At 63.3% G+C, this 11,978-nt stretch carries 12 protein-coding genes; 7 read left to right on the top strand and 5 right to left on the bottom strand.

Annotated features, from left to right (window positions below; translation table 11 throughout):
- The first annotated feature begins 21 nt into the window (after window positions 1-21).
- Window positions 22-318: a phosphoribosyl-ATP diphosphatase gene (gene hisE / locus ACOZ4H_RS03295; protein WP_424327952.1), complete on the top strand. Its 297-nt coding sequence runs from the start codon at window positions 22-24 to the stop codon at window positions 316-318.
- Between the two features lie 139 nt (window positions 319-457).
- Here the strand turns inward: hisE and ACOZ4H_RS03290 are convergent, their stop codons facing one another.
- Window positions 458-589 (bottom strand): hypothetical protein, encoded by a 132-nt coding sequence (locus ACOZ4H_RS03290; RefSeq protein WP_424327951.1) that lies wholly within the window; start codon window positions 587-589, stop codon window positions 458-460.
- A 103-nt stretch (window positions 590-692) separates the two neighbouring features.
- Window positions 693-1,010, bottom strand: coding sequence for an ASCH domain-containing protein (locus ACOZ4H_RS03285; protein WP_420182117.1), 318 nt, complete (start codon window positions 1,008-1,010; stop codon window positions 693-695).
- Between the two features lie 94 nt (window positions 1,011-1,104).
- Between ACOZ4H_RS03285 and ACOZ4H_RS03280 the strand changes: the two genes are divergently transcribed.
- Window positions 1,105-2,100, top strand: coding sequence for an NOG1 family protein (locus ACOZ4H_RS03280; RefSeq protein ID WP_424327950.1), 996 nt, complete (start codon window positions 1,105-1,107; stop codon window positions 2,098-2,100).
- 157 nt (window positions 2,101-2,257) lie between these two features.
- Here the strand turns inward: ACOZ4H_RS03280 and ACOZ4H_RS03275 are convergent, their stop codons facing one another.
- Both ACOZ4H_RS03275 and ACOZ4H_RS03270 read right to left on the bottom strand, forming a co-directional pair.
- Window positions 2,258-2,971: an SIMPL domain-containing protein gene (locus ACOZ4H_RS03275; RefSeq protein WP_424327949.1), complete on the bottom strand. Its 714-nt coding sequence runs from the start codon at window positions 2,969-2,971 to the stop codon at window positions 2,258-2,260.
- Window positions 2,972-3,032: 61 nt separating this feature from the next.
- Window positions 3,033-4,313 (bottom strand): TIGR00341 family protein, encoded by a 1,281-nt coding sequence (locus tag ACOZ4H_RS03270; protein WP_424327948.1) that lies wholly within the window; start codon window positions 4,311-4,313, stop codon window positions 3,033-3,035.
- 148 nt (window positions 4,314-4,461) lie between these two features.
- On the opposite strand from ACOZ4H_RS03270, the gene engB reads away from it, so the two are divergent.
- From engB to ACOZ4H_RS03245, 5 genes are all read left to right on the top strand, one after another.
- Window positions 4,462-5,079, top strand: a complete 618-nt coding sequence (engB, locus tag ACOZ4H_RS03265; RefSeq protein WP_424327947.1) for a GTP-binding protein EngB — start codon at window positions 4,462-4,464, stop codon at window positions 5,077-5,079.
- Window positions 5,080-5,328: 249 nt separating this feature from the next.
- The gene (locus ACOZ4H_RS03260) at window positions 5,329-6,465 is read left to right on the top strand and encodes a hypothetical protein (RefSeq protein ID WP_424327946.1); all 1,137 of its coding nucleotides are present in this window, start codon (window positions 5,329-5,331) and stop codon (window positions 6,463-6,465) included.
- A 344-nt stretch (window positions 6,466-6,809) separates the two neighbouring features.
- Window positions 6,810-8,672: a DNRLRE domain-containing protein gene (locus ACOZ4H_RS03255; RefSeq protein ID WP_424327945.1), complete on the top strand. Its 1,863-nt coding sequence runs from the start codon at window positions 6,810-6,812 to the stop codon at window positions 8,670-8,672.
- Window positions 8,669-9,964: a cohesin domain-containing protein gene (locus ACOZ4H_RS03250; RefSeq protein WP_424327944.1), complete on the top strand. Its 1,296-nt coding sequence runs from the start codon at window positions 8,669-8,671 to the stop codon at window positions 9,962-9,964. Before ACOZ4H_RS03255 ends, ACOZ4H_RS03250 begins: the two co-directional genes overlap by 4 nt.
- A gap of 67 nt (window positions 9,965-10,031) precedes the next feature.
- Window positions 10,032-10,448 (top strand): hypothetical protein, encoded by a 417-nt coding sequence (locus tag ACOZ4H_RS03245; protein ID WP_424327943.1) that lies wholly within the window; start codon window positions 10,032-10,034, stop codon window positions 10,446-10,448.
- 58 nt (window positions 10,449-10,506) lie between these two features.
- Here ACOZ4H_RS03245 and ACOZ4H_RS03240 read toward each other — a convergent pair whose 3' ends face one another.
- Window positions 10,507-11,880, bottom strand: coding sequence for an APC family permease (locus tag ACOZ4H_RS03240; protein WP_424327942.1), 1,374 nt, complete (start codon window positions 11,878-11,880; stop codon window positions 10,507-10,509).
- Between the last annotated feature and the right edge of the window lie 98 nt (window positions 11,881-11,978).

The following is an 11,978-nucleotide window of genomic DNA, read 5'->3' as shown; positions in this document are numbered from 1 at the left end:
CCCGCTGACCGAACGGCGGCTATGAGCGACGACACCGGCGACGTCATCGACGAACTGTTCGCTGTCATCGAGGACCGCAAGGCGAACCTCCCCGAGGGCTCCTACACGGCGTCGCTGTTCACCCACGAGAAGGGCGAAAACGCCGTTCTGGAGAAGCTCGGCGAAGAAACGACGGAGCTGATTCTGGCGGCCAAAGACGACGACACCGAGGAGCTAGCCCACGAATCGGCCGACATCGTCTATCACCTGCTCGTCCTGTTGTCGATGAAGGACATGGACGTGGATGCCCTCCGAGACGAACTGGCCGAGCGGCGGTAGCCCGCCGAGCAAGCATGCGGAACGCAGGCGCGCTTTTCAGCGAGACCGCACGCGGGCCTAGTCGTTAGGTCCGTTCGGAGATCGCAACACAATCCTATTGCAGCGTTTCGCAGCGTCGACGATGCTCAAAAGAAGGCGTTTAGTCGTCGTCCGGGTCGCGGGCTTCGCTCATGTGCTCCCAGATTTCGGTACAGCCACAGCCGTCCTCGACGCCCGCGAGATGCGCCCGCTCCGGATCGTCCGCTTTCGACTTACTCATCGTCTCTGTCATGTAGTTACTGATAGTTACCGGAGTTGATAAGGGTTGTCTGCGGCGCGGTGGCAGCCCGCTCGGCCTTCGATTCAGTTGCCGGTCGTCTCCAGAGTATGCCGCCTCACTCGTCGACGGGCGCGAACCGATGCCGGACGACCTCGCTGTCGTCGTCCCACTCGAAACTGCCGTGGACTTTCTTCATTCGTTCCTTGTACGCGTCGAGGTCCTCCGACCCCTCGCGCTGCGCGTCCTCGTCGGTCATGTCGCCCAGTGTCCGGTGGGTTACGTCTGTCACCTCGAACTCGGTGCCGTCGATTTCGAACGTGTCGCCCTCGTCGGCGTACTGGTGGCCGCGGTGCATCTGGGTGACCCGACCCTCGGCGGCCATCTGCTGGACGTGGTCGTTGGGTAGAATCTCGCCGGCGTCAATCTGTGCCATACCGGAACTGCGGTCGGGACGCTCAAAAGCGTGACTCGCAACAGTTTGGGGCGCGATTGAACGCGCTTTTACGCTCCGGCCGTCAACGTGACCTATGAGCCATCCCTTCGAGGGTCTGCCGACGACGCCTACCGCCGAGGAGCTCGTGGACAAAGCCTTCTCGCGGGCGTCGCGCGCCGGCGGGGCCAAGGACGGGAACGAAGCCCAGCAGTCGATGCTGATGACGGCGTCGAACATCGCCTCCGACAACATGGAGAACGTGGTGACGGCGTGGCCGACGATCGACAATCTGGACCCCTTCTACATCGAACTCGCCGACGCGGTCATCGGCGAAGCCTACCCCGCAGACGACGATCCCGGTATCGACGCGCTGAAACAGCACCTCTCGGAGATCTCGTGGGCCGCCGACAAGGTCGTCGAGATCCGCCAGGAGTACGAGAGCCGCGTCGCACGCGGCGACATCGACACCGCCCGGAAGCTTCGCAAGCAGGCATTCGCCCGTATCGCCGACGTGGTCGAGGAGGTCGAAGACGACCTCGCCGCCATATCGACGGCGCACAACGCCCTCAAAGACATCCCCGACATCCGCCCGGACGAGCCGGCTATCGTCGTCGCCGGCTACCCCAACGTCGGCAAGTCGTCCTTTGTCAACCGCGTCACGCGGGCCGACAACGAGATCGCCTCGTACCCGTTCACGACGACCCAGATCCGCGTCGGGCACTTCGAGGACCAGCGCATCCGCTACCAGCTCGTCGACACGCCCGGCCTGCTCGACCGACCGCCGGAGGACCGCAACGAGATCGAGTCACAGGCCGTGAGCGCGCTCGAACACCTCGCCGACGCCGTCCTCGTGTTCGTCGATCCCAGCGGCGAATGTGGCTACCCGCTGGCCGACCAGCTGGAACTGCGCAACGACATCGAGGCACGTTTCGACGTGCCGGTGTTGACTATCGCGAACAAGAGCGACCTCTCGACGGACGTGGAGGCCGACCACTACATGAGTGTCACCGAAGACGACAACGTCGACGGCGTGTTGCAGGCCGCTATCGACGCGGTGGGGTACGAGATCGAACTGCCGTTTGACGAATAGCGAGACGCCGACCAACGGGAGGCGTCTCGATGAATCCGAGCGGGGAACGCAGTGACCCGCGAGGACTGCTGTCGCCATCGCGAGGATTGCGGTCACCAACGGGAGGCGTCTCGAACACTCCGAGCGGGGAACGCAGTGACCCGCGAGTAAGAACGGCTTATTCTAGTTCGTACGTGACGCTAACGGAGGCGTCGACGGTGACCTCGCCGGGTTGGATGTTCGTCCGTCCGCCAGCGTCGCCAGCGTAGGCCGCCGCCTCGTACACGACGGGCCGGCCGTGGTCGCTGGTCTGGACCGTGACGGCATCACCGACGGACCGACCCTCCGCAGCGGCGACGACTTCGGCGTCCGTCCGGGCGTTGTTCATAGCGGTCGTCAGGGCTTCTTCGCGGGCGGCCTGTTGCGTCTCCTCGCTCAGTGAGTAGCGCACGCCCTCGACGCGGTCCGCGCCGGCGTCGACCGCGGCGTCGATGAGTGTCCCGGCCGTTTCAACGTCGCTCGTCTCGGCTTCGACGGTGTGGATCGCCACGTAGCCGACCTGTTCGCGGCCCTCTCTACTCTCCTCGTACTCGGGGCGGATCTGGAACCGCGAGGAGGTCACGTTCGCGCCCTCGTCTTCCAGCGCCGCCGTGATAGCCTCGGCGTCGCCGCTGAGGTTGTTGCGCGCCGCTTCGGCCGTCTCACCGCGGCCGACCGCGGCCACAGTGACGGTTGCACGGTCAGGCGCGCGTTCGACGGTCGCGTCGGCGTTGACGCTCACGGTCGAATTCGTCGACGGCGCGACGGCCCCGGTGTCCGCGAGTGCGAACCCGACGCCGCCCGCGACGAGCAGTGCCAGGACGCCAGCGATTGCGAGTGGTCGTGATACCATATCGTCCCCAACACGCCCAGCGGTATTTATGTCATCGAACGGTCAAAGTCGGTTTTGAGCGTCAGCCGTTCCGCTCGACAGTGACGTAGCGAACTTCTGTCGCAACGTCCCGTCCGGCCGCGTCGTCGGCCAACGCATCGAGTTGATCGACAAGCAGTGGCTGCTCCGCGTCCGGCGGCAGACCGACGGTGACGATGACGCGGCGCGGCTGTTGGAAAATCGCGGTATTGGTGTACTCGATTTCGACCGTCAGCACGCGGGCCGGCGGGTCGACGCTCCCCTGGATGGCCTCGCGGATATCCGACTCCGTCGTCGCCTGCTGGTAGGAGTCGAAGGTGACGCCGCCCAGGAACGCCGACAGGACGAGTATCGACAGGACGAGAACGCCGATGCGTTTGACGGTCGCCGACCGGGCGTCGCTCTCCTGGAACCAGTGTTCCGGGCGGTAGCCCTGGTACCAGAGCCCGACGAGCACTGCGAGGTTGATCGAGAGGACGTTCACCAGCAGGAGCACGGCTGACCCGAGGCTGACGAGCGGTTGGCCCCACGCGATACCGATGCCGACCGTGGCCGCCGGCGGGATAAGCGCGACGGCGATCATGACGCCGACAAGCGCCGTCGAGACGCCGCTGGTGAGGCTGACGACGCCGGCCGCGCCCGCGCCGAGTGCGACGATCAGCGAGAGGAAGTCAGGGGCGACCCGCTCGCGTATCTGACCGACCGAGGTCACGTCAGCAAGCGGCGGGATGACATTGGCGTACCGGACGAGCAGGGCAAATACGGTCGCGCTTGCCACGGCGAGTCCGAGCCCGATGGCCTGGAGTTTGACGCCGTGGGTGAACATCTCGTGGTCGTCGACGACGGTCCCGACGTTGGCGGTCATCGCCGGGCCGATGAGCGGCGCGATGACCATCGAGCCGACGACGACGGCCGGCGAATCGAGCAGGAGCCCTGCAGTGGCGATAATCGCGCTGATGACGGTCATGAGCGCGTAGTTCGACATCGAGGGGGCGAGGTCGTTTGCCTTCGAAGTGAGTTCCTCCCGCGCGATGCGGTCCTCGTCTTCCTCCTCGGCGTACTTCTCCTCCAGCTCGTCGAACTGGCTGGAGATGACGGTGTTCGCGTCCACGACAACCGTATAGCCGTCGTCGTTGATACCGACGTTCCGCAGCTCTTCGAGGACTGGTTCGAGCGCGTTGGTCGGGATCGGGAAGGTGACGACAGCGGTGAACTCCCGACCGCTCGTCTCGTCGGTGAGCACGTAATCGATGCCCTCGTCGGCCAACACGCCTAAAACGGCGTCGCGCTTCCCTGTCGGAATCAGTATCTGTACCAGCCGCACGGCTCCGGGTGGGACCCGCGACAATAAAAAAGGCGGCTAGTTAGCGGGTCCCGGGTGCAGAACTGGATTGAAGCGCGGCCGTAAATCGCGAAACAGTCGGCCCCCGCGAAACGGACGCGTTTTTCCCCGTCGGCGGAGTATACGAGGCATGTTCGAATCACGACCGGACCGGGACGCCGAGGTGGTGCTCGTCGGTCGGTCAAACGTCGGGAAATCGACGTTGATGCGCGAGATAACGGGCCACACGTTCGACACGGGCCAGCGACCCGGCGTCACTCGTTCGCCCAACCACTTCGACTGGGCCAGCGCCGACTTCGTCATCAGTGACCTCCCCGGCTTCGGGTTCATGAAAGGCGTCCCCGAAGATGTCAGAGAGGAAATCAAGACCGACGTGGTCCAGTACGTCGAGCGGAACGCCGAGCATATTCTCGTCGGTATCCTCGTCGTGGACGGCAAGTCAGTCATCGACATCATCGACCGCCACTCCGGTCCCGACGAGATTCCACACGACGTGGAGATGTTTCATTTCCTCCGAGAGGTCGGCGTCGAGCCGGTCGTCGCAGTCAACAAGATGGACAAGGTCGACGACAGGGATGAGCGTCTGAACGAACTCTGTGACCGACTCGGACTGCACCCGCCATGGCAGCAGTGGCAGGAGACTATCGCACCGATCAGCGCGAAGCGCGGTTCCATCGAGCCGCTGAACGAGGCCGTCCGGCACCATCTCCACGAAGCCCAGCGAGACGACCTGTTCCAGTTCTTTTGAGCGGCTAAACCGTTCATAACCCGACCTTACCCGGAGATCATCCGTGTAACAGCAGGGCTCCGGCGTTTTGCATCATGCATCGTCCTGGGCCGTGTGAACCACTGTTCGTCGCTAGTTATACATTGTGAGTGAACATTGGCATATTGTCGCATATATAACAATACGCAATATTCACGTACAGACGAGGACGATGAGTCAGATAATTGTATATCTCGGTCCGCCGCTGGGCCGACACCTATCGAGGTGGCTATGAGTCAACGCTCTTACGACTTTTTCGGCGATGTCGTCGTGACGGTTCTCGGGGACGGCGGGCGAACAAGCCGGCAATACCGCAAGATGTACGATCAGTTCGAAACTGACACGCCCGCGAACGACCCCGACATCGTCATCGAGGAGACGACGGAGGCAGTCCAGCCAGAGGTCGTCCTTGGCGACCCCGACGATCATTACGCCTGGACCGGCGACGAGTTCGTCATCCGAAACGGGGCGGACTTCATGGCGGTCACGCCGGGCTGGCAGCACATCCGGGTGACGCGCGGCTTTGAGCCCTTTTACTCCATCTATCCGGTCGAGTTCCGCATCCGACAGCAGCGGGCCGCGCGACAGCAGGCACTGATACACGCTTCGGGCGTGCGACTCGACGGCCAGACGACGCTGTTCCCGGCCTGGCGCGGAGCCGGCAAGACGAACACCTTGCTTTCGCTGTTGCGCGAGGGTGCGGATTTCCTCTCCGACGACCGACTCTGGGTCGGCGCGGACGGCACGGCTGTCGGCTACCCGCTCGGGGTGAACCTCCAACCGTTCAATATCGAGTCGTTCCCGGAGATAAAACGACAGCACGACACGGAACTGGACCGACTGCGCAGTGAACTCCACGAGTTTATCGACGAGCGAGTCGACAGGACCAATTCGTTCCTGGAAACGGCCCTCAACTTCGTGAACGACAGGTTTCTCGGCGACGACAGCCGGGATTTCACGAACATCTCTGACCTGTATCCGCGTGCGGAACACGTCAAGCAGGCGACCGTCGACAACGTCGTGTTCCTCCAGGCCGCACCGAACGTGGATACGGTCGCTGTGGAGGGCATCTCGACCGGGACTGCGATGTCGGCTACGTCGTCAATCTGTAACTTCGAATGGGACGGCCGGCTCAGGGAGTACTTCCACGCCTACGATTCCCTCGTGAACGACAGCTCGATGGTCGCCGCCCTCGATGCGGTCGTCGAACAGGAACAGGCGACGTTCCGGGAACTGTTCGACGACGTAGCGACCTACCGCGCACGTATCCCCCGAAAGCGGAACTGGGACGAACACAACCTCGACACCGCCATCGTCGAGGCCGTCGAATCGCTCGACTCACCGCGTGTGATACAGGCGATGGATTGAGCTGGTTACTGTCCGTCCGTCGCGAAAGCTGCGTTAAGCTACTATATAAACGGCGCGAGTCGCTGAAACAGTTGAATACGGCCGTGAGAGCGATTGCTGCGAGCGGCATCTATCGCGACACCGTGAAAAAACAACGACATACTCGCGGTAACGGAGCTATAACTAATCGCTGTCCAGCAAACGGGTTCGTGTTTGAGAGCTAGCAATGTATCTATCACATGCCGGGACTGCGAGCCGATTGCAGACGTGGCGTTGTCGTCTTGGCGGCCGGGACGACGGGTGGCAGACAGGGAAACGACCGGGGTGCGCCCTGCCCCACCGCGGGACCTGTTCCAGGTGCGAGTATGGACAGTAGGACCGACAAATCCGGGGACCCGGCCAAGACGACCAGACGGAGCCTGCTCAAAGCTGTCGGTGCTGGCGTCAGCGTTACCGCGCTGGGAACCACTGCCAGTACCGGCCAACAGTCGGATTACTGGACAGTCGTCGCACTGCCAGATACGCAGGTGTACGCCAAAGACCAGACGCCCTACGCCAAGGAACAGACGGAGTGGATCGCCGAGAACGCCGACACGGAGAACATCGTGTTCGTCAGCCACGAGGGCGATGTGGTCGACCACGGCGACATCGATTCGGAGTGGCAGCACATGAACAAAGCTATGTCCAAACTCGACGGGGTAGTCCCCTACGCCACCGTGACGGGCAATCACGACTACGCGGTCCTGTGGGACCGTGATTCCTCGGTTGCCAAGTACAAGGAATACTTCGGCCCGTCGCGGTATGACGGCCGGGACTGGTTCGGCGGGGCAGGCCCGACTAACGGTGATGAGGGCCGTGATAATCTCAACACCTATCAGCTGTTTTCGGCCGGCGGCTACGATTTCCTCCATCTCGGCCTGGAGTGGGAACCGCCGGGAGCGGTGGACGACCAATCGACCTCTCTTGGGTGGGGCCAGAGCGTCCTCGATCAGTATCCGGACCGGGCAACGATACTCACGACGCACTCGTATCTCCGCGACGAGCCACAGCGACGGACGCGGGAGTTGCAGGAAGCGAGCAAGATAGGTAACACGGGCCAGACTGTCTGGGAGGAACTCGTCTCGCCGAACGACCAGCTATTCATGGTTCTCTGCGGCCACTGGCACGAGGGCACGGGCGAAAGTGGCGGGGAGGCCCACCAGGTGTCGACGAACGACGCCGGCTCACCGGTGTACGAGCTGCTTGCGAACTACCAGTTCCGAGATCACGGCGGGCACGGCCTGCTGCGCCGCATCGAATTCCGTCCCGGGGACGGGTCGGACGGGTCGGACGCGCCGGACCGGATCCAGGTGCGGACGTACTCACCGAGCACGGGGGAGGAAAAGACCGACAGCGACTCGCAGTTCGGGTTCGACCTGGACTTCGACGACCGGTTCGGGTCGACAGCGGCTGAGACGCCGGAACCGACAGCGACACCGGAGACGCCGGAGGGACCAACTGCCATGTTTCAGCAGGGAACGGACGGCTACAGCGGGACGACTGACACGGTGATACGCGCCGCCGACCCGGAGACGAGCTACGGTACCGACGAGACACTGTCTATCGACGGAAGCAGTCCGGAGGGGTCGGACAGTAGCACGCAAGCCCTCCTTCGGTTCGACGGTATTATCGGTACAGACGCCGGGAAGATTCCGCCCGGTTCGGACGTGGAACAGGCCACGGTAGCGCTTGAGACATCTGATGGGGGAGACGGTGCGGCGATCCACCGGCTGCGCACGGACTGGAGCGCCGACGCGACGTGGGCATCGCTGGACGGCGGCGTCCAGACTGACGGCTCCGAGGCCCTCTCCGATGCGGTCGCACAGACCGGTGCAGTCGAAACAGGCGAGACATCGATCGACGTGACGGCAAGCGTGCAGGCGTGGGTCAGCGGTGCACGGAACGATGGATGGGTGTTTCGCCCGCTCGGGAACGACGGTTGGGACATCCAGAGCGCCGACAGCGCCACACCACCGGTGCTGACTGTCAGCTACACCCCCAGCGAGACCCTGGCCGGCGACGCCGACGGCGACGGTGACGTCGACGCTGACGACGTGACCCGGCTCCAGCGGTCAGTCGCCGGCGAGGACGTCGACATCGACCGGGACGCGGCAGACGTCGACGGTGACGGTGACGTCGACATCGGCGATGCCGTTGCCGCAGAGAACCTGGCAGAGGGAGACCGATGAGAACTAGTCGGACAATCGTCGTAGCCGTCGCCCTCGCGGTCGTGGTCGGGACGCTCCCGATAGCGGCCGCCGCACTGGCACCGGGGTCGGCGAGCGCGATATCGCTCGGTGACACAGTCGCGGGAGCGTCCGGCGGCACGATCTCCGTTACGCCAGGTGAGACCGTTACTGTGCAGGTCTGGGCCAACGCGACGGCGGTCCGCGGCTACCAGACCAACGTCACGTTCGACCCCACCATCGCGGAGATTGACAGCGTTGCCGGCAGCGACGACTTCGACGACCCGGTCGCGAACGTGAACAACGACGCCGGCTGGGTCGCGTTCAATCAGCTTCGGTCCGGGGAGACGAACGACCCTGTTCTCGCCCAGGTCACGCTCACTGTCCCGGCGGATGCGGCCGGGTCCACACAGCTCACCTTCGTCGAAGCGGACACCAAACTGTCGAACAGCGACGGCGAGACTATCTCACCCGAAGCGTTCAACAGCGTTGAGTTGCGTGTCGACACTGGTTCAGCGACACCGACAGAAACCGCCACCGCGACGCCGACCGAAACGTCGAGCGACGATGGCGGCGGTGATAGCAATGATAGCGGCGGTTCTGACGACGGGGACGACGGTGGTAGCACCGAGAATAGCGATGATAGCAGCGACAACGACGACGATAGCGATGCCGACAACAGCGGTGGTGGCGGTGGAAGCGGAGGCGGCGCTATCTCCCCACCTGAACCATCGTTCTCGGTGGTAAACACGTCGCTCAACAGAACGTCGGTAGCGACCGGACAGCCGGTCATGGTGTCCGGAACCATCGAGAACGATGGTGACGAAGACGGGACGTTCGAAGCGCGTGTCTACGACAACGGGACGGTGATGGATACGAACGCGAGTGTGGATATCCCGGACGGAGAGCAACGCCAGGTGAACCTCACAGTCCGGTTCAATTCATCCGGGGTCCATGCTGTGAAACTCAACACGACCAGTGTGGGCAACGTGACCGTTCGAGCGACGAACAGTACCACGAACGTGACGGCGAACAGTACCACGAACGAGACCATGACACCGATGCCGAACTCGACGGCGACGGCCACTGTGGCCGGCACCGAGACGATCACCGCAACACAGATCGATACACAGACGACACCGTCGAACACTGTAACCGATGCCTCGACGCCCGCGTCCGGCGTTCAGACGGCAACGACGGACGGTTCCGGCCCCGGCTTCGGCCCCGCCGCCGTTGTCGGCTCGCTGTCGCTGTTACTCGGCTGGCTCGGCTATCGACGGGACGGGGAGACGTGAATCCAGAACGGTCTCGTCACTGCATCCTGCCACCCCGTCGACAATCGGTGGGGCCGAATCTGTCGTCGTGTTCACCCACGTCCGGGGCCAGACTATCGACAACATCGCCGACGAGGACGATGTTGACGCCGACTTCATCCCGGGCACCGTCGGTGACACGCTAGATCGTATCCTCGTTCCGTTACGCGGTGACAGCATGTGGCGCATTCTCGGTTTCGTCGGGGTCATGTTACGCGAGAGCGATGCGACCGCGACCGTCTACCACGTCGCGGACTCGGAGGAGGAGAGCTCCCGCGGCGAGTTACTGGTCCGGAGCGCCTGCGACCAGCTGGTCGAAGACCGACCATTCGACGCCGAGTCGACTGGCGTAACGAGCGCGCTGAGTCAGCCCCTGACGCTATCGTCGATGCTGCCACGAAGCACGACCTGCTCATCGTCGGCGAGTCGGAACCCTCGCCGACGGAACGCATTCTGGGCGATGTAACTGACAGCGTCATCGGGGAATCGTCCGACCCGCTGTTGATCGTCCACAACAGGTGGGGTTACGGCAGCTTGTCCTTGAGTTCGATCTCCCTCGCGTAGAGCAGATACCAGGCGACAGCGGCGAATGTCAGGATGACGCCGAGAGCCCGCGAGAGTGGTTGCATGAACAGGATCAGTGCGAAACTCGCACCACCGCCGATGATCGGAACGGCCGGGTAACCGAGGGTTTCGAACGCGGGGTCGTACCAGTCCGGATCGCGCCGGCGAATCACGATGAGCGCGACACAGGTGAGCCCGTACATGACGAGGTGGAGAAACGACGCGACTTCGGCGAGCACTTCGGTCCGGCCGGTTGCAACCAGCACGACGGTCACGCCGCCGACGAACGACAGCGCGAAGTGTGGCGTGCCGTACTCCCGGTTGACCTCGGCGGCTTTCGCCGGAACGAGCGCGTCCGAGCTCAGTCCGTACAGGGCACGCGAGGCACTCAGAATCGATGCGTTCGCTGAGGAGATGGTCGCGAGCAACCCGGCGACCAGAATGACGACGACACCCGGGAAGCCGAGATACTCCCGGGCGATTTCGACGATTGCCGTCTCGCCCATAGGACCGATAACGCTTGGCTCGAACGTGCTGCCGGCGATTAGCATCGTGATGATGTAGAGTACCCCGACCAGCAGGATCGAGCCGAGCATCGACAGCGGCAGGTTTCGGTCTGGGTCAACGACATCCTCGGCGACGGTTGCAATCTGTGCGAAGCCGAGATACGAGGTGAACACGAGCGCGGCAGTGGTCAGTATCGGCCCGAACCCTTCGGGTGCGAACTCCGTTGGCACACGCGATGCCCCGCGAACACCCAGGACATCGAGACCACTGACCGTCAGGAAGACGGTGAGGATTGCGAGCAGAAAGCCCACAACGGCGTTCTGGAGTGATTCGGTGTTCTCCGTTCCGAAGACGCTCAGGACAGTCAACAGGATTCCCGCCGTGGCCGCGAACAGCAGGACGATGTTGAGCGGGCCGAGGGGCGTCTCGGTTGTCGGGATGACGCCCGCTTCAACGAGAATCGCGGCCGCGTACTCGCCGAGACCAACCAGATAAAACGCCGATGCGAACATGAGACCGAACGTGAGTCCGATGCCGACGATGGCCCCCGACAGGGTTCCAAGGCCCCTGGAGGTGAAGTAGTAACCGCCGCCACTCTGGGGCATCGCCGTCGCAAGTTCTGATGTCGGCAGCGCAACCAGCAGGGCGATGACAGCCCCGATAGCGAACGAGACGGCTGCCGCCGGACCGGCCTGTCCCGCAGCCAGACCGGGAAAGACGAATATCCCCGCACCGATCATGGTCCCCGTGCCGATTGTTACCGCGCCGACTAAACCGATAGTCCGGTCGAGTTCGCCTTCAGCCTCCCTTTCCCCACTCGCAGGCACTATCACCGCATATGAACGAACGGCCGATAAAGATAGGTGCGAAACAGGCCTGTTCTCCTGCACAGCAAAGGGACTGGCAAATGACACAAGTGGGGGGT

The sequence above is a fragment of the Haloarcula amylolytica genome (genome assembly GCF_049705545.1).
Classification (GTDB): Archaea; Halobacteriota; Halobacteria; order Halobacteriales; family Haloarculaceae; genus Haloarcula; species Haloarcula amylolytica_B.
This window is presented reverse-complemented; position numbering and strand designations above follow the sequence as displayed.

What these genes read in the sequence shown, in the direction of transcription:
- hisE (WP_424327952.1), top strand. Translation starts at nt 22, where the DNA reads ATGAGCGACGACACCGGCGACGTCATCGACGAACTGTTCGCTGTCATC.
- ACOZ4H_RS03290 (WP_424327951.1), bottom strand. Translation starts at nt 589, where the DNA reads ATGACAGAGACGATGAGTAAGTCGAAAGCGGACGATCCGGAGCGGGCG.
- ACOZ4H_RS03285 (WP_420182117.1), bottom strand. Translation starts at nt 1,010, where the DNA reads ATGGCACAGATTGACGCCGGCGAGATTCTACCCAACGACCACGTCCAG.
- ACOZ4H_RS03280 (WP_424327950.1), top strand. Translation starts at nt 1,105, where the DNA reads ATGAGCCATCCCTTCGAGGGTCTGCCGACGACGCCTACCGCCGAGGAG.
- ACOZ4H_RS03275 (WP_424327949.1), bottom strand. Translation starts at nt 2,971, where the DNA reads ATGGTATCACGACCACTCGCAATCGCTGGCGTCCTGGCACTGCTCGTC.
- engB (WP_424327947.1), top strand. Translation starts at nt 4,462, where the DNA reads ATGTTCGAATCACGACCGGACCGGGACGCCGAGGTGGTGCTCGTCGGT.
- ACOZ4H_RS03260 (WP_424327946.1), top strand. Translation starts at nt 5,329, where the DNA reads ATGAGTCAACGCTCTTACGACTTTTTCGGCGATGTCGTCGTGACGGTT.
- ACOZ4H_RS03255 (WP_424327945.1), top strand. Translation starts at nt 6,810, where the DNA reads ATGGACAGTAGGACCGACAAATCCGGGGACCCGGCCAAGACGACCAGA.
- ACOZ4H_RS03250 (WP_424327944.1), top strand. Translation starts at nt 8,669, where the DNA reads ATGAGAACTAGTCGGACAATCGTCGTAGCCGTCGCCCTCGCGGTCGTG.